The sequence below is a fragment of the Cohnella kolymensis genome (assembly GCF_000829465.1).
Lineage (GTDB): Bacteria > Bacillota > Bacilli > Paenibacillales > Paenibacillaceae > Cohnella > Cohnella kolymensis.
Window position 1 is genome coordinate 25,443 of sequence record NZ_JXAL01000026.1, and the last position, 26,304, is coordinate 51,746.

At 52.5% G+C, this 26,304-nt stretch carries 28 protein-coding genes and 3 pseudogenes; 5 read left to right on the top strand and 26 right to left on the bottom strand.

The annotated features are described in order from the left end of the window. Positions 1-17: 17 nt before the first annotated feature. The 6 genes and pseudogenes from SD71_RS16840 to SD71_RS16860 form a co-directional block, all read right to left on the bottom strand. Positions 18-2,326 (bottom strand): annotated as a pseudogene (locus SD71_RS16840) (thiamine pyrophosphate-dependent enzyme). Between the two features lie 55 nt (positions 2,327-2,381). Continuing rightward, positions 2,382-3,386: a 2-oxoacid:acceptor oxidoreductase family protein gene (locus tag SD71_RS16845; RefSeq protein WP_041065721.1), complete on the bottom strand. Its 1,005-nt coding sequence runs from the start codon at positions 3,384-3,386 to the stop codon at positions 2,382-2,384. Positions 3,387-3,527: 141 nt separating this feature from the next. Continuing rightward, entirely contained in the window at positions 3,528-3,911 is a 384-nt protein-coding gene (locus tag SD71_RS25135; RefSeq protein ID WP_326998778.1) for a ChbG/HpnK family deacetylase, read from the bottom strand. Beyond that, on the bottom strand, positions 3,809-4,444 hold the full coding sequence (locus SD71_RS16850; RefSeq protein ID WP_235427194.1) for a ChbG/HpnK family deacetylase: 636 nt from the start codon (positions 4,442-4,444) through the stop codon (positions 3,809-3,811). The genes SD71_RS25135 and SD71_RS16850 overlap by 103 nt, the downstream gene beginning before the upstream one ends. A gap of 348 nt (positions 4,445-4,792) precedes the next feature. Beyond that, the gene (locus tag SD71_RS16855) at positions 4,793-5,449 is read right to left on the bottom strand and encodes an MOSC domain-containing protein (RefSeq protein ID WP_235427195.1); all 657 of its coding nucleotides are present in this window, start codon (positions 5,447-5,449) and stop codon (positions 4,793-4,795) included. 17 nt (positions 5,450-5,466) lie between these two features. After that, positions 5,467-6,195: a phosphonate ABC transporter ATP-binding protein gene (locus tag SD71_RS16860; protein WP_041065723.1), complete on the bottom strand. Its 729-nt coding sequence runs from the start codon at positions 6,193-6,195 to the stop codon at positions 5,467-5,469. Between the two features lie 134 nt (positions 6,196-6,329). Here SD71_RS16860 and SD71_RS16865 point away from each other — a divergent pair, with 134 nt between their 5' ends. After that, positions 6,330-6,560 carry a hypothetical protein gene (locus SD71_RS16865; protein WP_041065726.1) on the top strand — a complete coding sequence of 77 codons (231 nt, stop codon included), beginning with the start codon at positions 6,330-6,332 and terminating at the stop codon, positions 6,558-6,560. Between the two features lie 39 nt (positions 6,561-6,599). On the opposite strand, the gene SD71_RS24245 is transcribed toward SD71_RS16865, so the two are convergent. Next, positions 6,600-6,737, bottom strand: a complete 138-nt coding sequence (locus tag SD71_RS24245) for a hypothetical protein (protein ID WP_165418319.1) — start codon at positions 6,735-6,737, stop codon at positions 6,600-6,602. Positions 6,738-6,928: 191 nt separating this feature from the next. Here SD71_RS24245 and SD71_RS16870 point away from each other — a divergent pair, with 191 nt between their 5' ends. Beyond that, positions 6,929-7,681 carry an HAD family hydrolase gene (locus tag SD71_RS16870; RefSeq protein WP_041065728.1) on the top strand — a complete coding sequence of 251 codons (753 nt, stop codon included), beginning with the start codon at positions 6,929-6,931 and terminating at the stop codon, positions 7,679-7,681. Between the two features lie 53 nt (positions 7,682-7,734). Here SD71_RS16870 and SD71_RS22450 read toward each other — a convergent pair whose 3' ends face one another. The 13 genes and pseudogenes from SD71_RS22450 to pdhA all read right to left on the bottom strand — a co-directional run. Then, positions 7,735-8,784, bottom strand: a complete 1,050-nt coding sequence (locus tag SD71_RS22450) for a hypothetical protein (protein WP_052476346.1) — start codon at positions 8,782-8,784, stop codon at positions 7,735-7,737. Between the two features lie 93 nt (positions 8,785-8,877). After that, positions 8,878-9,219, bottom strand: a complete 342-nt coding sequence (locus SD71_RS16880; protein ID WP_041065730.1) for a hypothetical protein — start codon at positions 9,217-9,219, stop codon at positions 8,878-8,880. An 85-nt stretch (positions 9,220-9,304) separates the two neighbouring features. Continuing rightward, entirely contained in the window at positions 9,305-10,795 is a 1,491-nt protein-coding gene (locus tag SD71_RS16885) for a glutamate synthase subunit beta (protein ID WP_041065732.1), read from the bottom strand. Between the two features lie 106 nt (positions 10,796-10,901). Beyond that, entirely contained in the window at positions 10,902-11,393 is a 492-nt protein-coding gene (locus SD71_RS16890; protein WP_041065734.1) for a dihydrofolate reductase, read from the bottom strand. Positions 11,394-11,461: 68 nt separating this feature from the next. Further along, positions 11,462-12,409 carry an anti-sigma factor domain-containing protein gene (locus SD71_RS22455; RefSeq protein WP_161793411.1) on the bottom strand — a complete coding sequence of 316 codons (948 nt, stop codon included), beginning with the start codon at positions 12,407-12,409 and terminating at the stop codon, positions 11,462-11,464. A 5-nt stretch (positions 12,410-12,414) separates the two neighbouring features. Continuing rightward, complete coding sequence (locus SD71_RS22460) at positions 12,415-13,062, bottom strand: plastocyanin/azurin family copper-binding protein (protein ID WP_052476348.1); 648 nt, start codon at positions 13,060-13,062, stop codon at positions 12,415-12,417. After that, on the bottom strand, positions 13,059-14,054 hold the full coding sequence (locus SD71_RS22465; RefSeq protein WP_052476349.1) for a COG4315 family predicted lipoprotein: 996 nt from the start codon (positions 14,052-14,054) through the stop codon (positions 13,059-13,061). The genes SD71_RS22460 and SD71_RS22465 overlap by 4 nt, the downstream gene beginning before the upstream one ends. 148 nt (positions 14,055-14,202) lie before the next feature. Beyond that, positions 14,203-14,997, bottom strand: coding sequence for a thymidylate synthase (locus SD71_RS16910; protein WP_041065736.1), 795 nt, complete (start codon positions 14,995-14,997; stop codon positions 14,203-14,205). Positions 14,998-15,039: 42 nt separating this feature from the next. Next, positions 15,040-15,519, bottom strand: a complete 480-nt coding sequence (locus SD71_RS16915; protein ID WP_052476375.1) for an acyl-CoA thioesterase — start codon at positions 15,517-15,519, stop codon at positions 15,040-15,042. A gap of 174 nt (positions 15,520-15,693) precedes the next feature. Further along, entirely contained in the window at positions 15,694-17,115 is a 1,422-nt protein-coding gene (gene lpdA, locus SD71_RS16920; protein WP_041065741.1) for a dihydrolipoyl dehydrogenase, read from the bottom strand. A gap of 3 nt (positions 17,116-17,118) precedes the next feature. Next, positions 17,119-18,458, bottom strand: a pseudogene (locus tag SD71_RS16925) (dihydrolipoamide acetyltransferase family protein). Between the two features lie 17 nt (positions 18,459-18,475). Beyond that, positions 18,476-19,453 carry an alpha-ketoacid dehydrogenase subunit beta gene (locus SD71_RS23225; RefSeq protein ID WP_082034323.1) on the bottom strand — a complete coding sequence of 326 codons (978 nt, stop codon included), beginning with the start codon at positions 19,451-19,453 and terminating at the stop codon, positions 18,476-18,478. Positions 19,454-19,495: 42 nt separating this feature from the next. Then, positions 19,496-20,587, bottom strand: a pseudogene (gene pdhA, locus SD71_RS16930) (pyruvate dehydrogenase (acetyl-transferring) E1 component subunit alpha); the annotation flags it as partial. Between the two features lie 247 nt (positions 20,588-20,834). On the opposite strand from pdhA, the gene SD71_RS16935 reads away from it, so the two are divergent. After that, positions 20,835-21,587 carry an alpha/beta hydrolase gene (locus SD71_RS16935; protein WP_041065744.1) on the top strand — a complete coding sequence of 251 codons (753 nt, stop codon included), beginning with the start codon at positions 20,835-20,837 and terminating at the stop codon, positions 21,585-21,587. Between the two features lie 54 nt (positions 21,588-21,641). Here the strand turns inward: SD71_RS16935 and SD71_RS16940 are convergent, their stop codons facing one another. From SD71_RS16940 to SD71_RS16950, 3 genes are read right to left on the bottom strand one after another with little or no spacing between them, the layout of a single operon-like run. Further along, on the bottom strand, positions 21,642-22,169 hold the full coding sequence (locus tag SD71_RS16940) for a hypothetical protein (protein WP_052476350.1): 528 nt from the start codon (positions 22,167-22,169) through the stop codon (positions 21,642-21,644). Further along, entirely contained in the window at positions 22,162-22,638 is a 477-nt protein-coding gene (locus SD71_RS16945; protein ID WP_041065747.1) for a low molecular weight protein-tyrosine-phosphatase, read from the bottom strand. Before SD71_RS16945 ends, SD71_RS16940 begins: the two co-directional genes overlap by 8 nt. A gap of 2 nt (positions 22,639-22,640) precedes the next feature. After that, positions 22,641-23,276: a trimeric intracellular cation channel family protein gene (locus SD71_RS16950; protein WP_041065750.1), complete on the bottom strand. Its 636-nt coding sequence runs from the start codon at positions 23,274-23,276 to the stop codon at positions 22,641-22,643. Between the two features lie 178 nt (positions 23,277-23,454). On the opposite strand from SD71_RS16950, the gene SD71_RS26010 reads away from it, so the two are divergent. Together SD71_RS26010 and SD71_RS26015 are read left to right on the top strand one after the other, a co-directional pair. Next, positions 23,455-23,856: a thiamine diphosphokinase gene (locus SD71_RS26010; RefSeq protein ID WP_326998770.1), complete on the top strand. Its 402-nt coding sequence runs from the start codon at positions 23,455-23,457 to the stop codon at positions 23,854-23,856. Positions 23,857-23,966: 110 nt separating this feature from the next. After that, positions 23,967-24,107, top strand: coding sequence for a hypothetical protein (locus SD71_RS26015; protein WP_326998779.1), 141 nt, complete (start codon positions 23,967-23,969; stop codon positions 24,105-24,107). Here SD71_RS26015 and SD71_RS16960 read toward each other — a convergent pair. The 3 genes from SD71_RS16960 to SD71_RS16970 are packed head-to-tail and all read right to left on the bottom strand — an operon-like array spanning position 24,104 to position 26,292. Beyond that, positions 24,104-24,877 carry an MBL fold metallo-hydrolase gene (locus SD71_RS16960; protein ID WP_041065753.1) on the bottom strand — a complete coding sequence of 258 codons (774 nt, stop codon included), beginning with the start codon at positions 24,875-24,877 and terminating at the stop codon, positions 24,104-24,106. The two genes, SD71_RS26015 and SD71_RS16960, sit on opposite strands and share 4 nt — an antisense overlap. 38 nt (positions 24,878-24,915) lie before the next feature. After that, positions 24,916-25,587: a hypothetical protein gene (locus SD71_RS16965; RefSeq protein WP_041065756.1), complete on the bottom strand. Its 672-nt coding sequence runs from the start codon at positions 25,585-25,587 to the stop codon at positions 24,916-24,918. 24 nt (positions 25,588-25,611) lie between these two features. Beyond that, positions 25,612-26,292 (bottom strand): GNAT family N-acetyltransferase, encoded by a 681-nt coding sequence (locus SD71_RS16970; RefSeq protein WP_041065759.1) that lies wholly within the window; start codon positions 26,290-26,292, stop codon positions 25,612-25,614. Between the last annotated feature and the right edge of the window lie 12 nt (positions 26,293-26,304).

Consider the following 26,304-nt stretch of genomic DNA (forward strand, 5'->3'; position numbering starts at 1 on the left):
GCGTGTGCGCCCCATTCTTATAAGTAAGGATTGTCGTGCTTCGCCTTAAGCATATTCCAACGACGTTCGATTTCTCCTTCGAATTCCCGCAGTGTCTCGGCGTACTCCGGCTTCGAAAGATGCTTCGTCTTGCCCATCATTTTCAGCCAATCGCCTACGGGCACACGCTTGCCCTTCTCTTCCGGATTGTAGGTGATGGTTGTAATCCCCTTCTCAACCTCATAGAGAGGGAAGAAGCATGTGTTCACCGCTTGGTCGATAATGGTCGAGCCGTCCTTGTCCTCCGATAACCAGTTAAGCGGGCAGGTAATGAGGATTTTACCGTATACCATACCTACGTTCTGGGCGTACCATTGCGCTTTGGCTGCCTTCCTCACCAAATCCTGAGGACTTGCTTCACTTCCCGTGAAAACATAAGGAATGTTCGTTGCGGCCATGATTTGCGCGGTGTCCTTATGGTGGAACACCTTGCCGCCCTGCTGCTTGCCGACATTAGATGTTGAAGTACGGTGTCCCATCGGGGTCGAATACGACAGCTGAGCTCCGGTGTTCATATAACCTTCATTATCGTACTCGAGAATAATCATGCGGTGGTTGCGCAGCGCTGCCCCGATCGCGGGCCCCATCCCGATGTCCATCCCGCCGTCGCCAGTAATCATCACGAATGTGAAATCATCCTGCAGTCCGAGATGATCCAGTTCTCCGCGGCGTTTGCGCTCATGGAACATTTCAACGACGCCGGATAATGTAGCCGCACCGTTCTGGAACAGATTGTGAATATAGGTCGCTTTGTGCGCGGAATACGGATATCCCGTCGTCACGACCATTGCGCAGCCGGTATGGAACAATGCGACGATATCTCCCTCTATGCCTTTGAAGAACAATTCCAGCCCTGAGAAAATGCCGCAGCCGGGACACGCTCCGTGACCTGGGGCGATTCGTTTCGGCTTCTTCGTCAAAGAACGGAGAGGCGGTATGCGGACATTGATCTTGCCCGTTGTTTCATCAGGTGTCACAGTGATCAGTCCGGTTTTCAGATCCTCGTACTTCATCGGCTCAAGCACTTTCTTAGGAGCTTTGCTTGGATCGCCGGCCGTGTGTCCATGATAGTCGAACGGTTTCTCTACAAACCCTTTTTCCGAAGCATCGATAGCAAATTCGAACATTTTCAAACCGTCTTCTGCATAAAAATCTTTACCGCCCAAACCATAAATCCGGCTGATGACCATCGTCGTATGATTTCCGTATGTTTGCAGCGCAGCCTTGATTTCCAGCACCATATTGCCGCCGTGGCCTCCAAACGAGTCCGACCGGTCTCCGACCGTGACGGCCTTCACGTTCCTCAGCGCCTCTGCGATTGCCTTCGCCGGGAACGGACGAATGATATTAGGCGAAATGGAGCCGCTTTAATTCCCTGGGAACGCAGTTGATCGACCACATCTTTAATAATTTCAGCTGACGAATTCAGCAAGAATACCGCGACTTCCGCATCCTCCATCCGGTACAGATCAAGAATCGGATAATCTCTTCCGGTCAGTTCGGCGTACTCCTTGCGAATCCGGTCGAACACCGCTTCCGCCCGGTACATGGCCATACTTTGCTGATAGCAGTTGTTGATATAATCAGGCTCGTTCATGTACGGCCCGACGGTAATCGGATTGTTGCGGTCAAGCACATGCTGGAAGCCTTCAGGCGGATGCTCCCCGACGAACTTCTGCACATCTTCGCGGTGTGCGAAAGTCATCACTCTCCGCTTCTGGTGACTTGTGAAGTATCCGTCAGACGCCACCAGTACCGGCAAGCGCACGTCCGGATCTTCCGCCAGCTTTAGTGCGATGATGTTCATGTCATATACCGCTTGCGGATCACGGCACAGCACAATCGGCCATCCCGTATTCAGGGCGAAGTACAGGTCGGAATGATCGCCATGAATATCCAGCGGTCCCGATACCGAGCGGCATACCAGATTCATGACCATCGGAAATCGCGTCCCCGACTGAACCGGCATTTGCTCCAGCATATACAAATACCCGTTGGCGCTGGTTGCATTAAAGACCCTGCCCCCGGCCGTGGACGCTCCATAACAGACGCCTGCGGAACCGTGCTCTCCGTCTGCAGGAATCAATACGATATCGTGCTGCCCGTTCGCTTTCATCAAATCGAGAAATTGCGCCACTTCCGTTGAAGGCGATATGGGAAAATAACCCATAATATGATAGTTGATCTGGTGAGCGGCGTATGCTGCCATTTCGTTGCCGGATTCATAGACGATTCGTTGCTCGACGGTGCCGGTCAGTCCCGTTTCTTTGCGAATGTCGATCGACAATGCGGACTCCACCTTTCCTATCTTTTTCTCGTTGTTGCGAAATTATAGAGAAGGCCTATTTCGCCAAATGAAATTTATGCGGAACCCGGTTGACTTCCGCGTAGCCTTCTTCCTCCAGCGCGCTCGAAAGCGCATCGGTCGGACATGCCTGCACACACTTCAAGCAGCCTTTGCAATATTGATAGTCGATACCCTGCAAGAACATCTGCGGACGGCCTTTCTTGTCCTCCTGCTCTTCCCACACGAAGCAGAAATCGGGGCATACATTGTCGCACGCCGCGCAGTGAATGCATTTGTCGTCATGAAAATGGGGCATCATGCCAGCGCGGGAAATGCTGAGGTCTTTCAGTATACTGTTGCCGGGATTCGTGATCATTCCGCCGATCGGCTGTGTTTCGTAACCCAGCACCGGCGTGTCCATTCGAACATAAGCCGGCATCGCATCTCCTTCGAGCAGCTGGAAGGTTTGAAACTTCACTTCGTCATAACCGCGTTGAAAAGTATGGAGAGCCGGCTGAACGGCACCGGGGTACTTTTTCTCGAGAGATTTGCGGATGACGCCCTTCATGAATTCCGCATCCAAAAATGTACAGAGCCTGAAGAGCCCGCCCAGCATTGCCATGTTCACGCGGTTGTTCTCTTGCATGGCGATGCCGGTCGCATCCACAACTGCGATAACACCGCCTTTTAACTTCAATTGCTCCTTCAGCTGCTCAGGCGATTTCTTGGAGTTTACGAGCACGATGCTGTCTTCGTACATACCGGAAATGACATTGATCGTTTTGGATAGATTTTCATGAAAAATACCGATCACATGCGGCTTCTCGACCGGAGAAGTATCGCGGATCTGCGCGTTGGTTTCGCAAAAGCGAATATGGGCCTTAACGGCTGACCCCTTCTTCTCGGAGCCGTATGAACTGAAACTGACACCGTTCAACCCGACGCCCATGACGCCGGCCTCCGCCAACATTTTTCCCGCGAGATTTGCTCCAAGTCCGCCGATGGATTCCAATCGAAGTTCAAAAAAGCCGAGCTCATTCACTTTAGGCAGAGTGACCATTATTCCGTTTAATCCCCTTTCGCTAGATGTGGAGGATAATGCAGAATATTGCGTAAACTTTAAACATTTATAATTTCGCGCTATTTTACTAAAATCCTTCCATGAACACTAAATATCGGCAATTGCCGCAAGACCGCCAGGTCATGGGGAAAGCCCGGTTTGCAGCTGCTGCAGATCTTTCCACCCGATCATATGAATTTTCTCTCCGGCCAAAACCGCCTTCACTTGAACATCGTTCCAGAATGCCCTCTCCCAGCCCCGTTTCTCCCATTGCTCATGGAAAGCCTTCAGCTCGTCTGTGACGACGGAAGGATGCGCGATCCACTCTGTTACGCCCGGCCGCAGGTCCCGAATCATACGGATGCCTTCCGCTTTCATAAGCTCGTACGTGTCTCCGACCGCCATTCTAAAATCAAATCCCGTCACATAATCCGGCAGCACAATGCCTGATCGTCCGCTTGTTTCACCCTGATGTCGGCCAGCTTCTGCAGTTCCGGCGGAATGGGCATGCCGTCGATCGGCAATAGATAGCGCGGCAGACGGAACGGCAAACCGTACTGCTCACACACGTCAAAAGCGACGAGCAGCAAATCTCTCCCCGTGAGCAAGCCGTAAAGACTGCCCATATGATTATCCGCATGAGTCAGTGTCAAACCCGAATGAAGCGCCGCTTCGACCTGTGAGATGAGCTCTACTCTCACTTCTTCCGGGTCCGAATGTTCCTCCACATCCACGATCGTCGCCGGAAACCAACCGTCCGCCTCTGCCAAAGTGGACATCGAACGGCTGCGTCCGATCGGTCCCCATTTGTAGCGCGGCCATTCGCTCGTTAAAGTCCAGTGGACGCCGATGTCCGCATTCGGAGCATGTTGTTTAATGATCGCAGCCGCATGCGCAGACCACGAGCAGGTCATCATGATTGTGGCGGAGCTTACCGCATTCTCCGATAACAGCTGCAGCACACCCTCATTGACACTGCGGCAAAGCCCGAAGTCATCGGCGTTTACGATCAATAAACGTGCACTTTTTCCGTAACCCAAACGTTCTGTCGTATTCATCGCGCACCGCCTCCCTTCATCTATTGTATGACGGGCGGCGGCTTGCTTGCTCTTTGAATGTGTGATGGGTTGCTTCGCTTGTCTCTGGTTTGTCCACTGCAAGTCCGGTGGCCGGACTTGCAGCACCTCGTGCGTCTCTGTTTTGCCCGTGCAAGTCCGCCACCGGCCTTCAAGCGATCGCAAGCAAGGATTCGCGTTCCTGCAAAGCGGCTGAGCCGCCCTACACATCATGCTTCCACTGTTCTTTCCGCCTGCAAAGCGGCTGATCCTTTAAATGAAACAAGACTAACCAGCATATAAAACGCCGATTAGTCCCGTAGTGTTTCGGTACTCTATTTACTTTCTAACTTAGTCAACCTTTTTTTCCAACGTCGCCACCCAGCTGGCGGAGAGAGCATTGACTGCGAGCAACCGCCGGATTGAATCCTGATCGTGTTTATCCGTATACATTACGCGATTCGCTTCAGCTACTGTGACACGGTCCGGATGGCGTCTCGTCAACCTGAGTTCATCGCCCGCCTGAACTTCCCCCGGCTGTATAACCCTAAAGTAGAAGCCGGTCGCGCCGGATTCCGTAATAAGCAAAGGTAATTGCTCCAAACCCCACCGCATTGCCAGCTTCCAGCAAGGTTGGCGGGGCTGGCTGATTTGAACGACTGAGGTGCCCGCTTGAAACTCATCACCGATGTAAACCTCAGCTTCACTCACACCGCGCAGCGTAAAATTTTCTCCGAATGATCCAAACGGCAATTGACGATTGAGTACATGCTCCCAATGAGGGTAATGATTGTGACTGTATAAGCAGACCGCCTTGTCCGGCCCTCCGTGATGCACAAGATCCGCTTGCGCGTCACCGGCGAAGCCAAGTTCGCTCAGCGTCACCTTTCCCAATACGGATTCCTTTTCAATTCCCGATCGGACCTCTTTGCCCTTATATGTATTTGACTTTATTCCCCCGATGTTTAAGGACAGCAAATGAAAGCACAAACGTCCATCCTGATCCAAACGAACAACCGCCTCTCCTACGACAACTTTAACTTCTCCGCAGCTGTCAGCCTTCTTCCTCTCACTTCCAACACGAGGCGGCCGTCCTGCATGCCCCAAATTTCATCGGCAAACTTCTCGGCGAGCTCCAACCGGTGAAGTGCTGCAACGATAGTGGCGCCTTTCTCCCGGCAGAGCTTCTTCAGCAGCTGCATCATTTCTTCGGACGTGTGGGGATCCAGACCGGAGACCGGCTCATCCGCCAGCACAAGTCGAGCGCCATGGACCAGTGCGCGAGCGATTGCCACACGCTGGCGCTCCCCGCCGCTCAGCTTTTCTGCAGTTTGCCGTCCTTTGTCCAGCAGTCCGACGTCTTCGAGCATGTCCATTCCGCCCATGTAGTCGTCGTTCCGGATCATGCCGGTTACCCGCCGCCATAATGGCGTTTGTTCCGCGGCGCCTATCAGCACGTTTTTAAGAGCTGTCTTTTTCTCTAGCAAAATCGGTTTTTGTTCTAAAAAGGCAACCTGTCTGCGATAGCTCATTTTCGCGAAAAGACCGGCGTCCAACAAATTGACGCCGTCCACTTTATATTCACCGGAGGTCCACTGCTCCCGCAAAGCTAACGCTCTAAGCAGCGCAGATTTTCCGCTGCCGCTTGCGCCTACGACCGCAACGAAAGTTCCGGGCGTGAGCCGGGCATGTATATGATCCAGTATGATTTTTCCGTCCGGAATTTTTCGGGTCAATCCTGAGATTTCGATCATTGCTGTCAAACTCCTTCGGTCCGATATGTTTCTAGTGTATTTCATTAAGGAACACCTTTCCATACGAACAAATGTTTGCTATAATGGAAAACAAGAACATACGTTCCGAAATTGTTCTAAGGGTGGGATAATGGATGGTGAATTGCGAACATCTCCGTTACCTGGAACCTTCCCGAGGTTCCAGACCGTCTAGGGACTTAACCTTCAAATTTTTCACCGACGGTAAGCTCGTCATCATTGATAACGACACAGGAAATACAATGAACCCCCGCGAGTTGAGCGGGGGCAGCTACGATTTCTATGTTCGTCAGCGCATTAACTTCATTAAACGCAACCTCTATGCCAAGATATCCCAATATGCGTGAACGGACGATCGGCAAGACGGATGCAGCCAAGGCGCTTGTTTATGGTAAGTTTTTATTGATCCCGTTCAGACTGGCCGGATAACGCGCCATTTTGTCCAGTTTCAAAGCTTGCGCCTTAGACTTAAACCGGGACATGTTGTTCTGGTCATCCGTCTTGGTGCTTTTATTTCTCGGCATTTTTATCACCCCCGCACCCTCCGCTCAGAGGAGTTTTCTTTTTAGCTTGCCACTTTCCTATCATTTACAAACCCGGGCATACAAGCCATAATGGATGAATACGACCGTCATCTTCGCCGAGCAAGTTAATTCCGAAATCTGGAGATACTACCAAGTACGGTTTCGCTGCAAATAAAGGAGTATATTACGGCATGAAACAAAGAATCCTGTTTGATCTTGACGATACATTAGCTCACTGCAACAAGTATTTCAACTTTATTCTAGAGCAATTTACGGATGAAATGACGACCTGGTTCGGCCCTGCCGGAATTTCCAAGGAGACCATTATCGTGAAGCATACCGAGCTCGATATCGCCGGCGTCAAGCAGCTGGGCTTCAAGAGCGAGCATTTTCCTCAATCGTTCGTAGACACCTACCGATACTTCCAGAGCATGACCGGACGAGCCGGCTCCCCGCTGGAAGAAGAGAATCTGTGGAAGCTGGGGCTCAGCGTCTATGAGCAAGAGGTGGAGCCGTATCCCATGATGGAGGAAGCCCTCGAAGCTTTGAGGCGCAAGGGACATGAACTGCATCTGTACACAGGCGGAGATGCCCTCATTCAGCGACGGAAGATCGAACAATTGAAGCTAGAACGATACTTCCATGACCGCATCTATGTCAGACAGCTCAAGAACACGCCGGCAATGGAGCAAATTCTTTCGGACGGCGGCTTCGACCGAGCCAATACGTGGATGATCGGCAATTCGTTGCGGACGGATGTCCTCCCTGCTCTGGAATGCGGAATTCATGCCGTATATTTGAAGCACGAACAGGAATGGGCATACAATCTGATTCCGATCGACGCCTCACCGACCGGAGCTTTCGTCACTTTGACCGCACTATCCCAGGTTCCTTCCGCCATCCACAATTATTTGGCGTCTGCGGGACTGAAAGAACCTGTATAAACCGAGAAAGCCGAGCGGGACTGCGCGATCGCAGCTCACTCGGCTTTATTTTTTTATGGGGTCATAGTAAGGCTGTTCAGCTTGTCGAAGATTTGTCTTACGCCGTCCTGCCACAAAGGATCTTCCGCATAGGTTTCATTAAGCCAGGCAAAAGGCTCATAGCCTTCCGGACGTTTTTGAGCGCGCCGAGCGATCGTCCTTCCCGCAATGCCCGCGGATTTATGGATCGTCGTATTGTAATCCTGCCAGCTGTGAAAGACGTTAAAGGGATTATTGGCGATTTTGTGCGCATTTTTGTTGGACTTTGGAACAAAACCCTGCTCTTGGCCGGTTATGGCGAACAGAAGCAATGGGTGTACATTATGTACTTTGGCAGCTTCCACGATTGCTCCGAAATAAGGCTCTGCGGCCAGCATAGACTCTCTGCTCTTCAGATAGCTTTTGAGCGCGGCCGTATCTATGTCGGTATATTTCAGACGATCCGGCATGCCGATGTCCGCTTTGAGCGGTGTGGCAATGACAGGCGGATTCGCGACAGGTTGTTTCGCGAATGGGTTTGCTGTGAACAGGCCCGTCGCAACTGCGCAGACAACGACACCCGCTAACAGCGCCCAACCGGCGGCCGGCAGCCGTATTCTTGGAAGATTCGGAAGAGCTTCAGGCCCGGCTAATCCGGCATCGGCAATACTTGCAATCGGTACAGCAATCGGAGCGGCAGAATGAATGCTTCCTCTTACCAACCGCGAAGCTAATTGTTCCGCACTCCAGCCTCCCGGAGAACGTTCGTTCAGCCAGCTCAGAATCGGCTCTATTAATTCATCCTTGTGATCGATCGGCTTGTCGTCCAGCTCGGCACAAATATCTAGAACATCTTCGGGTATAACTTCTCTTTGTTCGCTAACGAGACAGCGAGTTATAAGCTCTTCTACCAATCGGTGTTTGAAATCGACCGGCAGGTTCGGCAGCCTTTGCTGTAAAGTACGGCGAATGGCATCCGCCACGATTTCCGCTTGGCGATGCCCCGGCAGAGGAGCGTATTTGGTATGTACATACCGTCTGATGACGTGAATGTCTGTCGGTGATAACAACGCCGCGCCGCTCATGCCAATCCTCCCCCGCACATCTCACACCAGTGTAACATGGAGGAAAGTTTTGGGGGAAGCGTGTCTTACGACCCAGTCACGAACAGCTTTCGTTCAAAAGCGGCGTATATTTTTGTTATCGGAGGAAGCGGCTTTGAGAATGGCGTTACGGACTTCATTACTTTCGATAAACGTCACGATTTGCTCCTTCTCCCCTGCTGTCAGCTGGTATTCACAGTCGCAGCCCTCGTCCAAGGTGACGAGCTGAATAGGATCGCCTTGATGGGTGCAAATAACCATAACCGTAAAGTCGATCAAATCGTCGGGCAACGGCGTCTGATCCGATACTTCAACGCGCAATGTGACGTCAACCCATTGGCTGTCCCGCCGTTCGACTTGATACAGAAACTTCATGAATTTAAGCTCCGTCCAGCTTTCATCCCCATAGCGAATCATAGCCGCGCCACCTTTTCTTTTGTATAAAAAGAGGTTGTCCCAAGTCTGTCGGAACAACCTCCTGTATATGATAATTGCAGCTTGCTTATGGCAGCATGGTGCTGCCCATCAAATACTTATCAACCTCGCGGGCTGCTTCGCGCCCTTCATTGATGGCCCAGACGATAAGGCTTTGTCCGCGTCTCATGTCACCGGCTGCAAACACTTTATCGACATTGGTCGTGTATTTGCCGTAACGAGCTTTTACATTCGTGCGGCGGTCGGTTTCCAACCCCAGCTGATCGATGATCGTCGTCTCCGGACCTTCAAAGCCGACGGCTACGAGCACGATATCTGCCGGCCAGATTTTCTCCGTCCCGGGTATTTCTTCATAAATTTTACGGCCCTGCTCGTCGATATAACGGCGTATTTGAACCGTATGCAGTTCTTTTACGTTACCGTTCTCGTCGCCCACGAACTTCTTGGTGAGTACTGAAAACGCGCGCGGATCTTCGCCATACAAAGCTTTCGCTTCTTCATGCGCGTAATCAAGCGTATAAACGTTCGGAAACTCCGGCCAAGGGTTCGCTAAAGGATCTCTCTGCAGCGGCGCTTTGGCATGCGTTCCGAATTGGGTGATGCTTGCGCATCCATGGCGCAGCGCGGTTGCTACACAATCTGTACCCGTATCGCCGCCGCCGATAACGATAACATGCTTATTTTTACCGGAAATATAAGTGCCTTCTTCCAATCCATGATCCAAATAGCTCTTGATCGTGCTGTTGAGATATTCCATTGCCGGGTAAATCCCTTTGAGATTGTGGCCTTCCATTGTTCCGATCGGACGAGCTTTCGTCGCTCCGCCGCAAAGGACGACCGAATCATAATCGGCAACGAGCTTCTCCGATGAAATATCCTTGCCGATTTCTGTGTTCGTCACGAATTGCACGCCTTCTGCAGCCAGCAGATCGACACGGCGCTGCACGATGTCTTTCTCGAGCTTCATCGTCGGAATGCCGTAAGTGAGAAGGCCTCCGATGCGATCCGCTCTCTCATAAACGGTGACCGTGTGGCCCGCTTTGTTCAACTGGGCGGCAGCCGCAAGTCCCGCAGGCCCGGAACCGACAACGGCAATCTTCTTGCCGGTACGTGTCTTCGGAGGTTCGGGAACAACCCAGCCCTCTTCGAAGGCGCGGTCGATAATGGCTTGTTCAATGGTTTTGATCGTTACGGCTTCTCCAATGAGACCGACCGTACAAGAGCCTTCACAAGGCGCGGGACACACCCGCCCGGTAAATTCCGGGAAATTGTTCGTTTTCATCAGCCGTTCGTAAGCTTCTTTCCAGAGTCCCCGGTAAATCAGGTTATTCCACTCCGGAATCAGATTGTTGATCGGGCAGCCGGACGCACTTCCCGCCAGCTCCATTCCGGTATGGCAATATGGGGTTCCGCAATCCATACAGCGTGCGCCTTGCGTGCGCAGCTGATCTTCAGAGAACATCCGGTGGAATTCTTTCCAGTCCTTGATGCGTTCCAAAGGATCGCGGTCGGCGGGAAGCTCCCGCTGATATTCCATAAATCCCGTAGGTGTCGACATCTTCATTTCCCCCATAAGAGTGAGTTCATATTCCAGATAGCAATAATAGACCATCCTATCAAAGAGACGACGGCCTCAGAATGGACTTTATCTAGAATTGTTTGCATTATCCGGACACAGTCCGTTCATATACGCAAAAAGCGTAAGGAACCGTGTTCCGATCATCTTGAATGCCCGGAACCCGGGATACAAGAGACCAAGCATTGCGGTCGAATTTCGGAAAATACGCATCTCCGTCGAAAGGTTGCCCGATCTCCGTCAGCACCAAGCGGTCGGCTGCTCCCATCATTTGCGTATAAATTTCAGCCCCGCCTATCACCATTAACTCTTGGTCCCCGAATTGCGCCAAAGCTTCCGAAATGGAGCGCACCAGCAGGCAGCCTTCTGGTGCTTGCGACAAATTTCGCGACAAAATGATGTTGATGCGATCTTTCAGGGGCTTGCCCAAAGATTCAAAAGTTTTGCGTCCCATTAAGACCGGCTTGCCGATCGTTTGCCGCCTGAAAAAAGCCATGTCTGCAGGCAGCTTCCATGGAAGGCCATTATTCGAACCGATGACGCCGTTCGAGGCGACAGCGGCAATCAAAGTTACGCTCATCGTAGTTGTTCCTTTGCCCGCATGAACGCTGCGGTTTTTTCAATCATACCATACCCGGTTGCCACTGCCTACCCAAGCAGATGTGAACGAATTGTTGCCAATTGCAGCCCCTGGCCTGCACTATAACGTTCTTCGGCTTCGAACATTCGCGTCCCTTTGGGCTCGTCGGAAAACTGATCGGGCTCGAGCGATACGGAGACATACTCAATCGCCGGTGTCTTCTCCGTGACAGGGATCGTCATGATGCCGATGCCGGAGGCATCAACGGTGAACGTGCCTGCGCTGTGGCGTTGGCCCTCGTTCCATACCCATACTTGATATGCCTCTGAGCCTTCCGTTTGAGGTGTGCCGAAGACGTAGACGACGAACTGGTCCTGCCGTTCTGAACGTACCAGACAGGCGACACCGTAAGCGCGCGGGTGATCGGTGAACTTACCGGTATCCCTAGATGCCGTCAGATGAAAAAGCGTCTCGATCTTTGTCGGAGCCGACTGTGCGATTGAAGTGTCATACAAATTCGGTTTGGCAGTCATATTCTGATGCGGACCGCAATAGTAGCTGAACGTACCCTCATCGTTGAATTTGACGCTTGCGGAGTCATCAAGTGCAAGAAGGCCGGTATCGAACTCTCCGCCGTCTGCGACCGCGGAATGCTTCACTTTATCACGATTGATGAACTTGACCGTGCTGCCTTTAGGGACCGTCAGATTAGCCGGGGAAAATGCGAAATCTTTGATTTCCACAACGAACTCCGTTTTCGGCTTGTCATCCGGTGTCGGTGAAGGCGTGGATGAAGATTTCGAGTCAGAAGGCTCCGGTGCTTTGGACGGTGACGGCGACGGTTTTACAGATGGTTTTGCTGATTCCGACGGCGTGGCGGACGGTTGTGACGCCGCAGCGGATGGGGACGATCCGTTGCCTTGAGAGGCCGTGTTGTCCATATTATTGGAACCGCACGCGGATAGCGCCATCAACACCATGGCCAGCATCAGCGCAATTTTCAGTGCTTTTTTCATCTGTCTCATGGTTTAACCGTAATCGTGCCTTTCATCGATTTGGAGTGTGGCTCACAGTAATATTCGTAGACTCCTTCTTTGTCGAGAGTGATCGTTGCGGATTTGCCCGTTTCCAGCATTGCTGTCTTAAAAGCACCGTTCACTGCCACAGCGTTATGAGACATAAGTTCATCCCGGTTGATGAATTCGATAGCCGTTCCAGGCTTAACCGTGATGTTAGGGATTGTGAAGGCGTAGTTCTTCATCTCAATCGTTACTTTCGCAGGAGCAGCCTTGCCGGTCGTGGTGCCGTCAAATTTCGCGGGATCCACGACGAACCATACGTTGTTAACGTTTTGACCCTTCACTTCCCCGCGGGTAGTGTCCGGTTTGAAGTAATAAAGCGGATAACCCTTGAACGTTGTGAACTTTGTTCCGTCAGCCCTTGTGATCTCACCGAAGTCCGACTTGTTTAAAGAGCTTGGAACGACGATGGAATCGACGTGGAATGCAGGCCAATTCACCAAGCAATTTCCTTCGCATACGCTGGAGCCCATAGGATCTTTGTCAAAGTAGTATAGTGTGCGGCCCATGGAATCAACGAGGTAATTGGCCAGCTGGCGAAATTGATCTGTATCCGTACCGATGGTAATGGTATAGAAAGGTTGTTTCATGAGGTACCAGTTTTTGACGCTTTCCCCTTTGGCATCGCCGGGTTTTTATCGTTTGCAAAATAATATAATGGCCAGCCTTTATATGTCAGCTGTTTAGCTCCTTCCTTACGTGTAAATACGCCAAAGTCGTCGGCCTTTAACGAGTTGTCGATCAGAAGATTCGCTTCCGAATTAAAGAGCGGCCAAAATTCGATACACTTGCCTTGGCAGGAACTCATGTCGAATACATCCGTTGTAAATAAGTAAAGCGCCATGCCTTTGCCGTCAGTCATATAAAGTGAGCCGTCCGCCAATTTGCGGATATCAGCGCGTGCACCGTCCAGCACCGCCGCATTATCAGCGGTGACAACCTTCATGTTCACCAGCTCTTTGAGGAGCGTATCGCTGCCGCTTTTCGGCTTCGTTTGCAGAGTTTCGGTCAATGCAACGGCCAAATCGCGGTTAGTGAACGGCGCAGCTGCTGCTGCACGGAACAGACCTTGGGAGGATGCGAACGACAGTGTGTCTTTGTACGCGAAGTCCGATCCGGATTTGAAACGAAGCGATTCGAGCATCACTTTGTACAGCTGCTGCGAGGTAATGGCTGCGTTCGGTTCGAATTTGCCGCCCGGCGTTCCGTTCCATCCAAGTTCAGGGTGGCTTTTGAGATACGCCAGTACAGGCGCCATCGTTTTGCCCGCAGTGTCTGCGTCGGCGAAGTTTACCAGTCCGGTGTGGCTGAGTGCTTCCTGCTCTTTGCCCATCAACCGAAGGTATAGAATCGCCGCTTGCATCCGAGTGGACGTTTTGGCCAGATAAGCATCCGTAACACCTTGGCCGTCTCCACGCAATACGCCAAGCTTCGTAACGGCTTCTGCGGCTGTCGTCGTTTTAGCCGGACTCACCGTCGCGTTCCCCACCTGCTGCTCTCCTGCCGCGAGCACGGCTATAGGCGATAACGCCATGACCATCGCCAAGCCTGCAGATAATAACCATTTGCTCCCTTTTCTCATCCGCGATCATTTCCCTTCTGAATTTAAGATCTTCACCTAAGCTAACGGGAGCATCCACGATACGGTTTGAAGCAAATTTAAAAATCAATAAAAAAAGACCCTTCCGTATCAGGAAAGGTCTAGCTATAAGAGTCGTCAGCCTTTTCGTTTACACGGCTACCGGAGCTTTAATGGCGGGATGATGCTCATAGCCGACAAATTCGAAATCTTCATAAGTATAGTCGAATATGGAGTCGGGAGTACGCTTGATGAGCAGCGTCGGCAGCGGCAGAGGTTCTCTGGAAAGCTGCAGCTTCACCTGCTCCAAGTGATTGCTGTAAATGTGAACGTCGCCTCCGGAGAAGATGAATTCACCGGGTTCCAAGCCGCATTGCTGAGCCATCATATGGGTGAGTAAGGAATAGGATGCGATATTGAACGGCAGACCCAAAAAAGTATCCACCGAACGCATCGTGAGCATACAGGACAGTTTACCGCCGGCCACATAAAACTGGAAAACGAAGTGGCAAGGCGGCAGCTTCATGCGGTCAATAACGGCAACGTTCCAGGCGCTTACCAGATGCCGCCGCGAATCGGGATTGCGCTTAATCGATTCGACGACCTGCTGAATCTGATCGATGGTTCCTCCGTCCGGCGTTTCCCATGCGCGCCACTGAGAACCGTAGACAGGACCCAGATCGCCGTTCTCGTCAGCCCATTCATTCCAGATGGATACTCCGTTTTCTTTCAGGTACTGAATATTGGTATCGCCTCTCAGGAACCAAAGCAGTTCATGGACGACGGATTTAAGATGAATCCTTTTGGTCGTGACGAGCGGGAATCCTTGGGACAAGTCAAACCTCAGCTGCCGGCCGAATACGGACACTGTGCCCGTGCCGGTGCGATCTTGTTTCACGGTTCCGTTATCCAGAACATCCTGCAATAAATCCAAATAATTGCGCAACGAGAACACACCTTTGCCGAAATTTATTTGAAATTTATTGTATCATTCCGTTTGTGTGTCTGTCGATGATTGTCGGTTGGTGGGTGAATAACGGGTAGCACGCCTTTTCATGCGCTGCTCATATCGCTCGGGGGCGGTTTCATGCAGCTTGCGCTCCGCATCGTTCTCGGGCTGCACTGTGGGAACCGCTGTCGGCTTGCCCTGATCATTCAAGGCGACAAAAGTAGAGAATGCCGTAACCGTCACGCGACGCTCCCCGGTAAACAGATTCTCGGCACGAACTACCACATAGACCTCCATTGAGCTGCGGCGGGTCCATGTCACGAAAGCCTCCAGCTCCACGGCTTCCCCCATCCGGATCGGCGACAGAAAATCGAGGCTGTCCGTTGATGCTGTAACCACGGGTTTATTTGCATGTCTCATGGCCGCGATGGCTGAAATTTTATCGATATAATGCATGAGCGCCCCGCCGAACATCGTTCCATGCACATTGGTATCCGTCGGAAGCACAAGCTCCGTCATGATCGTTCGGGAACGGCTTACCGGTCTTATTTCGTCGCTCACTGCGATTTTGCCCCTTTCGGCTTTGAAAGCCTGTCTCTGATCAGATCATACATCAACCCATAATAAAAAGGCACCTTTATGCGAGACCCACGGGTTGTGAGCATATTCGTCATAAAGGTGCACCGGTTATTATTATGCTTTTGGAGCGATCGTGTGAATAGGATGGCCGATAGCAAGCTCTGCCGCATCCATCGTAATTTCAGCCAGTGTCGGATGCGCGTGAATGGTAAGCGCAATATCTTCGACAGTGGCGCCCATCTCGATCGCCAGTCCAATCTCGGCGATCATGTTGGAGGCTTCCACGCCGGCGATTTGCGCGCCGACAACCAAGCCGGTATCCGCTTCATGAATGAGCTTCATAAAGCCGTCCGCTCCACCGAGCGTAACCGCGCGGCCGTTGCCGCCGAAAGGGAATTTGCTGGACTTCACTTTAAGTCCTTTTTCCTTCGCTTCTGTCTCCGTATAGCCGACGCTCGCACATTCGGGATCCGAGAACGCCACAGCCGGGATACATTTGTAATCGACTTTGGACGGCATTCCGGCAATCGCTTCAGCAGCGACCTTGGCTTCGTAAGAAGCTTTGTGGGCAAGCGCCGCACCGGGAACGATATCACCGATTGCGTAAATATGCGGGATACTCGTACGACATTGGTCGTCGACCTCGATAAGCCCTCTCTCGTTGACTTTCATGTCGATGAGATCCAGTCCGAGTTCTCCATCCGTATTCGGACGGCGGCCAACGGTCACGAGCAGATAATCTGCAGTTACCGACTTTTGCTCTCCACCGGCTTCATACGTCACCGTCACGTCTTTGTCCGTTTGTTCCGCACCCTTGGCCATAGCACCGGTAACGATTTCGACGTTCGCTTTTTTCATTTTCTTCGCTACAAGCTGGCTCATGTCTTTGTCAAAGCCGGGCAGGATAGTGTCGGCACCCTCCAGAACCGTAACCTTTGTTCCGAATTTCGAGTACATTTGACCGAGCTCGATCCCGATATAGCCGCCTCCGATGACCACGAGGCTTTTCGGTACCTCCGGCAGCGACAGTGCTTCGGTGGAGGACAGAATGCGTCCGCCGAACGGGAAAGGCTTGAGTTCGATCGGGCGGGAACCTGTGGCGATGATGCAGTTTTTGAAACGGTAACGCGGAGATTCCTGCTCGTTGAACAAACGGGCTTCCGTGTCGTTGATAAACATCGCTTCGCCATTGAAGATTTGCACTTTGTTCGCCTTCAGAAGCATTTCCACGCCGCCGGTCATTTTGTTCACGACCGAAGATTTATACTCCTGCACTTTTCCGAAATTCACGCCGACGTTGTCCGCAGACAAACCGTAATCAGCGGCATGCTGCATGGACTCGTAATGATGAGCGGCATTGATCAATGCTTTGGAAGGAATACATCCGACATTCAAGCAAACGCCGCCGACTTTCGCTTTATCGGCGATGATGACTTTTTGGCCAAGCTGAGCGGCGCGGATGGCGGCTACATAGCCGCCCGGTCCCGCACCGATAACCAACAGGTCGATATCTAGTGAAGCGTCACCTACAACCATGGATTACACCTCCATGACTAGCAGCTCAGGATCGCTGAGCAGCTGTTTAATGTAATTCAAGAAATTTTGCGCCGTTGCGCCGTCGATAATGCGGTGGTCAAAGCTGAGCGACAAGGCCATCACAGGCGCGATAACGATTTCGCCGTTCTTCACGACCGCTTTTTCTGAAATACGTCCTGTTCCGAGGATGGCGACTTCCGGGAAGTTGATGACCGGAGTAAAGAACATGCCGCCGGCGGAACCGATATTCGTAATTGTAATCGTGCTGCCTTTAATCTCGTTCGGAGCAAGCTTCCCATCCCGGCCGCGTGTTGCGAGGTCGCGGATTTCATTCGCGATGCTCCATACATTTTTGCGGTCGGCGTCGAACACGACGGGTACAAGCAGTCCGTTATCCGTATCGGTTGCAATCCCGATGTTGTAGTACTTTTTGTAGACGATCTCGTTGGCCGCTTCGTCGATCATCGCATTCAAAGCCGGGAATTCGCGGCACGCCGCAACAAGGGCTTTGACGATGAACGGCAGATACGTCAGCTTGACGCCTTTTTTCTCAGCAACCGGTTTAGCCCGCGTACGTAAAGCGACGAGCCCGGTTACATCGACTTCGTCCATCAATGTAACGTGAGGAGCGGTGTAGACGGATTTGACCATCGCGTTCGCAATCGCCTTGCGGATTCCCTTGAACGGAACGCGCTCTTCCGTTCCGCCTGCTCCTGCGGTTACAACCGCTGCTGCTGCAGGAGCACGCGCCGGCCATCTGTGCCGGTGCTGCCGCTGGTGCGGCGCCGCCGGCAGTAAATCCGAGTACATCGTCGCGTGTAATCCGTCCGTTTCTTGCCGGTGCCGGCTACTTCGCTGATGTTGACGCCTTTCTCACGAGCAAGTTTGCGGATGCTTGGGGTCGCAAGTACCATGCCGCCCGCAGGAGCCGCTGCCGTAGTTGCCGCCGGTGCAGGTGCTGCAGCCGCAGGCGCGTTTTCCTTGGCAGGCTGCTGCGCAGGCTGGTCCTTCGTTTCGGCGCCGCCGACGGCAGCATTGCCGGAAGCTCCGCCGGCCGCTTGACCATGACTTTCCGCCGCAGGTGCCTGTTCGGGAATTTCACCCTCCGCTTCAATGATGGCAACAACTTCGCCGACACGCATGACTTGTCCGTCTTTGGCCATCACTTCAAGTACCTTGCCGTTTACAGGGCAAGGTACTTCCACGATCGCCTTGTCGTTCTGAACTTCCATGACGATATCTTCGTCCGTTACTGTCTGGCCCGGTGCGATGTGCATTTTGACGATTTCGCCTTCATGCAGCCCTTCGCCCAGCTCCGGGAACCGATATTCAAATCTGGCCACGTGTCATCCTCCTCCGTTTAGAACTGAAGCACCTGATTAACGGTTTTAACGATCCGGCCCGTTGTCGGCAGCCATGCATCCTCGATTTGCGCAAACGGATATACCGTATCAGGACCCGCGCAGCGAAGAACAGGAGCCTCCAGATGGAGGATGGCCTTTTCGTTGATCTGAGCGATGACTTCCGCAGCTACACCGGCTGTCCGTTGAGCTTCCTGAACAACAATGGCGCGATTCGTTTTCTGAATGGATGCCACGATCGTATCGATATCGAGAGGCATCAGTGTACGCAGGTCGATAACTTCCGCATGTACACCGTTTTTCTCCAGCTCTTCCGCAGCTTTCATAGCGGTGTGAACCATCAGTCCATAGGCAATAATCGTAACGTCTTTACCTTCGCGGACCACTTTCGCCTTACCGATCGGAACCGTGTAATCGCCTTCCGGCACTTCGTCGCGGAATGCGTGATACAAATTCAGATGCTCCATGAAAAATACAGGGTCATTATCGCGAATGGCCGAAATCAACAAGCCTTTCGCGTCATAAGGGTTAGATGGAATAATAACCTTCATGCCCGGAGTTTGAATCGCCAAACCTTCAAGAGATTCCGTATGCAATTCCGCTGCTTTTACTCCGCCTCCGAATGGCGTCCGAAAGACGATCGGCGCATTGTAACGTCCGCCGGAACGGTAACGCATACGCGCCGCCTGCACGAACATCTGATCCAATGCTTCGAAAATAAACCCGATAAATTGGATTTCCGCGATCGGACGGAAACCCTGAGTTCCCAGACCGACTGCGAGACCACCGATGGCCGCCTCGGCCAAAGGGGTATCAAAAACCCGATTCTCCCCAAACTCGGCTTGCAAGCCTTCGGTTGCACGGAATACGCCGCCCACTTTGCCGACGTCTTCGCCGAAGAGCAGCACGCTTGGGTCTCTTTTCAGCTCAACGCGCATTGCGTCTCGAATTGCTTCTTTCATATTCATTTGAGCCATGCTGTAACTCTCCCGTCTACGAGAAATCTTTATTGAAATTCGGCTTTTTTGCTCTTCAAGGTGAGCCGGCGTGTGTTCGAACATGGAATCGATCAGGCCCGCGACAGTCATTTTCTCTGTTTGCTCTGCCTTCTTGATTTGCTCGTTCACTGTGTTTTTGGCTTCTTCTTTTACACGCGCCGTATCTTCTTCGGACCACAGCCCTTTTTTCTCCAAGTATTTACCGAAACGAACGAGCGGATCTTTAATGCTCCATTCGTGCTCTTCTTCTTTGGTACGATATTTGGACGCATCATCGGCCATGGAGTGCGGACGGAACCGGTAAGTCAAACCTTCGATTAATGTCGCGCCTCCGCCGTTGCGGGCGATTTCCGCAGCTTCCTGCGTTGCGGCAATCACGGCAAGAACATCCATTCCATCTACTTGCACACCGCGAATACCGGCTGCCAATGCTTTGTGGGCTATGGATTGCGCACCGGTTTGCTTGGCAAAAGGAGTCGTGATCGCGTAGCCGTTATTTTGAACGAAATAAATAGCCGGCAGCTTAAATGCCCCTGCAAAATTCAAACCTTCATAGAAATCGCCTTCCGAGGAACCGCCGTCACCGGTATATGTGATCGCTACACGCTTCTCATTCTTAAGCTTGAATCCCATCGCAATGCCGGTAGCGTGCAAAATCTGCGCGCCGATAATGATTTGCGGCATCAAGACATTGACTCCCTCGGGAATCTGGCCGCCATGCTGATGGCCGCGGGAATACAAGAATGCTTGATACAGCGGAAGTCCGTGCCATACGAGCTGCGGCATATCACGGTAGCCCGGGCAAACGAAATCTTCCTTCGTAATGGCATACTCGCTTCCGACCATGGTCGCTTCCTGACCGGATACCGGAGCATAGAATCCGAGACGGCCTTGGCGTCCCAAGTTCACGGCACGATCGTCCCAAGTACGTGTGAATACCATGCGGTACATGATTTCTTTCAGCTGTTCGTCCGACAGCTTCGGCATGCGCTCGGAATTGATCACTTCACCTTCCGGAGACAATACCTGCAGCGGAGCGATATCCTCCGACCTAACCTCATACGATGGCGCACCGGCTTTCCTTACCGGAGCATCCGTTGTTACTTTAGCCATTAGGTTCTCACCTCGTCTTGAATTGTGGAAGAGGGCTTTCTGTTATAGAATTATTATATCCCTGTTTAACCGGATTGGTCAAAGAAAAATACCTAATAGTCCTTGATTTATCTAGCTTCCATCTGTTTTATGTTTATATAACAGAGATATAATTGTGGTATAACAAGATAATACAATCAGGCAAAATTAGCCTTCATTTGGTTTTCCCCCGCCCGGGATTTCCCATACGTAAAAGGAGGTAATTCGAATGAACGACAGCCATCTTTTCAAAAGAACGATTGTGAAGCATGAAATACCCAGCCGGTATCTGCCTGAAGGCAGCCGGTCCATTCGCGTCTATCTGCCGCCAGGGTTTCAGGAATGGATCAGCTACCCGGTCGTTTACTGCCAGGACGGTGAAGATTTTTTCAATTTCGGCCGAATCGCTACGCATGCCCAGAAGCTCATTCTGGATGAAGATTGGAATCCGTTTATCATTGTCGGTGTCGAGGTGAACAAAAAACTGCGCACGTCCGAATATGCTGCGGATGGAGAGCGTCATCCTTTATATACCCGATTTTTCGCAGAAGAACTGCTGCCTTGGGTGGAATCCCGTTATCCGGTGAGAACCGAGCCGAATGAGAGGCTGCTCGCGGGCGATTCACTGGGCGCAGCCGTGTCGCTTTCCCTCTGTCTCGCCTTCCCGGCTTTATTCCGAAGAATGATTTCTCTGTCCGGCGCCTACTATGATGCCTCTTATAAGCAGCTGCTGCAGCAAGAGTCACTTGCGGATCTGCAAATCTGGATGATCGTCGGACTTCAGGAAACAGCTTTCGAATCCGATCGAGGAACGTTCAACTTTGTGGAATTGAATCGTCAAGCACGGGCTTTGATGGAGCAAAAAGGAGCGGATCTGCATTACGAGGAAAAAGACGGTGAGCACAAATGGGGATTCTGGCAAAATGAGTTACCGGATGCGCTTGCTTCGTTCCTCGGCCCCTCGCCGATTTTCACACGATAAAAAAAGGCCTTATTGCCTGGAGCACGCACGGCTCCGGCATTAAGGCCCTTACTATTATTCTGCATCTCCGCGCGGCGGAAGCCCTTTGTCCATCTCGTCCAGCAGCCGCTTGATATCTTCTTCGCTGTGCGCTCCTCCTTGACTGCGGAACGTCAGCAGCTTCTCACGAATATAAGCGGCAGCTTCATCGTAAGTTTGCTCTTCCGCCGCTGCGCCTGCCGGGTCATACCAGACAAATCCGCCGTTCGGTCCGTTCCGCAAGTAAGCCCGCGCCCAATGCTGCGGATAGACGTACAAGTCCGCGCCGAGCGCCAATGCGATGACATCATCATGCTCCAACGGAAGCAGGTGGTGATATTCCTCTTCCACTGCGCCTCCGGCAACATTCAGATGATAGACGGCATAATGAACATAATGTTCGCCGGTTTCCGTATCCTTCGCCAGGCGATACATTTCAGTGTCGTTGTCCTGTAACACTTTGACCGTCTCCAGACGTCGATTAAGCTCGTCCTGAGACACCAGCCGAAGCTGTGTAAAAGAGACGGGCAATGGCGCAGACGGATTTATACGATCATCATTCATGCTTGAGTTCCTCCTTCACGCGACCCAGTAGACGGATGCACCCTTCCTTCACCAGTTCATACACTTCGTCGAAGTTCCCCGAATAATAAGGATCCGGCACATCGTCCATCCCTTTTTCAGGCAGCAGCGACAAGAACCGGATTACCCGAGCTTGCGAAGAAGCGCCCAGCATCTCTCTTATATCCCGCTCGTTGCGGGTATCCATGGCGACAATCAGGTCGAATCGTCCGCCGTCTTCCGCGGCCAGCTTTCGTGCAGTCATTCCGCCATAAGCGATGTCATAGCGGTCGAGCAGCAGCCTGGTCCCTTCATGCGGCGGATGGCCGATATGCCAATCGCCCGTCCCTGCGGAATCCACCGTTACCCGATCCTCCAAGCCTTCCCGCCGAATGAGATCGCGGAACACCGCTTCGGCCATCGGCGAGCGGCATATGTTGCCCAAACAAACGAACAAGACGGAATAACTCATCGTCAGCCTCCGATATCGTTACGTTCCGCCGCCGGCAGCGAACGGCGGGGAAGTTTCCATTTATAGTGCACGGAAAGCATTCGGAACAATACGACGAACACGAACAGAGTGAGCAGCTCCCATGGCTTGCGAAGATCGCTCAATCCCACTGCCACGCCCGCCAGGATTGCCCATACCGCATAAATCTCGTCTCTCAGCACAAGCGGTTTGCGGCCGGCCATGATATCACGGATCATTCCGCCGCCGATTCCCGTCAGCATCGCCGCGACCATAACGGCACTTAACGGCAAGCTCGCCTCTGCCGCGAAAAGAGCGCCTTGAATCGCAAATGCGGACAATCCGATCGCGTCGAAGAACGCCTCGCTTCTTTTCCAACGATGAATCCAATGGACAGGAAGCAAGAACACAATGAGAATGGCGATTCCCGCCGTTGTCAACAGCGGGCCTTGATTCCACAAAGTAGTGACAGGTATGCCGATCAGCAAGTTTCGTATGACCCCTCCGGCGAAAGCGGTGGCCAGACCCAAGACGAACACGCCTAGAATATCGTATTCTTCTTCCATCGCCACAATGGCGCCGCTGACTGCGAACGCGATCGTCCCGATCAAGCTGAAAATATCAAAAACGTGCCATTCCAACGATGTCTCCTCCTCCGTGTTCTCCCCGTCCCGGGCGAATACAGCTTCCGCAGAATATGTCGATCCGCGGCATCAACTCCCATTGTAGCGGGAAGGCGAATAGTTCCGCAACGTTCTTTTTCCGGTTATACTGGAAGAACTGACCGAGTTACGCTACGCACTAGGAGGCTTCTCATACATGTCATTCTCTCATCATTCCCGCGCTCTCATCTTTACGGGAGGCAGCCTCGGGGGGTGGGCCCTCTCTCACGTGTCGCCGGACGACTTTCTGATCGGCGCAGATCGGGGGGCGCAATTTCTGATCAGCTCCGGCTATGCGCCGCATTTGGCAGTGGGGGATTTCGACTCCGTTTCATCGGACGAAATGCTGCAAATAACCGACACTGCGCTTGAACTGCTCACCTGCGATTCCTATGACAAAGACTTCACCGACACGGAGCTCGCGTTCCGGGAAGCGTTGCAGCGAGGATTCCGGCACATCGTCATTCTGGGGGGGCTGGGTACCCGATTCGATCACAGCTTAGGGAATGTGCACTTGCTTAGGCAAGCCGATGATCATGCTGTGAACTCGTTCTTATAGACGCCCATAACGAAATTCGCCTCTGCACCGACAGACTCCGGTTAGAGGCGAACAGCCGTTATCCCTATGTATCCCTACTACCGCTCAGCACGGAAGCCGCCGGCGTCACGCTGGAAGGATTCCGTTACCCGTTGCGTGAAGCAACGCTGAAGCTCGGCTGGTCGTTAGGAATTAGCAATGTCCTGGAAGCGCCGGTCGGCAGCATTTCCGTGACTTCAGGGATGCTGCTCGTCATACGGAGCCGCGATTAGATCGTGATTTCCATACCGGTGGCAGCAAGTGTGACGTTGGGAGGCAGTCCGTAATCTGAGTTTACGTCAACGTCATGGGACAGATGCGTGAAAATGACGGAGTGCGGCTTGACCTCCGCAGCCAGCTGCAGGCCTTCCTCCATATCGTATACGGAACGCGTCTCCATCGGGAACGGTTCCCTGACAAAGCTCGTGCCGAGCACCAGGAGCGCCAAGCCGCTCAGAGGTGCTTTTTGGTGTTCCGTAAGATCGATCGAATCCGAGCAATAAGCCCATGCTTTCCCATTCAAGGTATTGTCGAATCGATAAGCGTAGGAGTAACCATTCTTCCCATGGTTCACTTTCCAAGGGCGTACGCGCCAATCCCCATACTGTGTTCCGTCGTCGTTCGCGAGCAATCTCAAATGGTTCTCGATCCAGGGAAAGCGGTCTCGCACGTCGGTCAGCACTTCGGACGGGGCAAACACTTCAGCCGTCTCCTTCCGCCAGCGGCATCCGTCCGCCCAATCCGTCAATCCTCCGATATGATCCATATGAGCATGTGTCAGTAACCCGTGCGACACATGACGCAAACCGGCCGCTTCCATTTGCGCCCGAAAGTCCGGTCCGCAATCGAGAAGCAAAGGGCGCGCGGCTTCCGTCCGCAGCAGCAGGGAGGAACGCATCCGGCGGTTTGCTCCGGTGGTCCGGGCTTCTCCGCATACAGGGCAATCGCAATAAACTCTTGGTGTTCCCATAGAGTCGCCGTTGCCTAGAAACTTGATTCTCATGCCTTAACTCCTTAGCGCGCTCAGGGTCGTACCCTGATTTATAGAGGAAGCAACTCTACCCGATCGCGGCTTTCCAGCCCGCTCACCATTTCCGTCCATTCCTTCGGTTTATTCGGAAGGGCGGCATAGTACTGCCGAAGAAACTTTACCACAAGTGCCGCGTGTATACTTTCGGTATCCTCGTCGGCGGGACGGAATCCCAGATCCAGCTCGGTAACCGCTTTTCCCTCATGGTCCCATGACGGATGGACATACCGCAGATCAAGCTTGCGGTATCCGATGTGCGAGAGCACTTCCCGTCTAACAACGGGGTGCATCGCCGGAACATCGCCGAAAGCGAAGCCTGTAATGGACTGCGGGTTATAGATCTCCGCGAACATCCCCATCGAAGCCGATCCGGATTGCTGCTGCAGACGCAGAAGATCCTTTTCCCGTTCCACGTACAGGAAACGTCCTACGCCAAGCTCCATGGCACCGATGATTGTAAAATCCGTCATCGCAACACGCAGTTCCGGATAATAACGGTATTCCGTCGCACCCACAACTTCCCCGTTATGTACCGCAACGTAGACATGGATGTCCGGATCCTGAATCGGGTCTTTCCATAACTCGAATGCCAGCACTTCCTCAGGCGGGAATATTGTGCCCAACAGCCGATGCATCCCTTTAAAATACTCATTCTCGATAGATTGTACTCGAATATATTGCATGTCGATTTCCCTCCGGCGGCAATGTCAATAGTCCTGTGTGTGATCCATCCTGGTAAAAGGGTTTCGCCATTCCATTAAAGCCGCATAGTTGGCAGAATGCTCGTCTTCCAAATAATCCGCTGCAACCCCTATCGGTAATCGTCCGCAGCGTAGCAGAAATGTCAGTACGGGATCCGTAAGTTCTCCTGCGGTCACCCGCCCGACATACTCCTCAGGCGTCATTCTTTCCTTGAGGGCGCCATAGCCCGGCATTCGTCCTCCACCGAGCAGCCGCCTGCAATTGAGGTGCACTACCGTTTCGTACATGGACTGCATGAGCCATTGGCCCAACCCGAATTTCCGGTATGAAGGCGCTATGCAGATGTCCACCACATACAGTGTTTTACCCTGAGGATTATGGTTGCGGATGTATCCGTTGTCCGTCACCGACGCCCAGTCATTAGGAGAGCGCTCGTCCAAGTTCAGCCGGAGCGAAGTCATGGAGCCGACAACGATGCCTTCGATCTCTGCGCATAAGGCGCCTTCGGGGAATCGCGTAATATGCTCCGTCAGCTGCTCTTCATTCCACCACAGCCCGGAAGGAAATGGCGGCGGAAAGCTCTGTGCCTGCACATCAATGAGCTGAGCGAAATCTTTCTTATGATATCTCCGAATCGTTGCGGGAAGCATCTGCTTCCCGTCCGTTACGTTCAATTGCTTGAACATACAGCTCCCCCC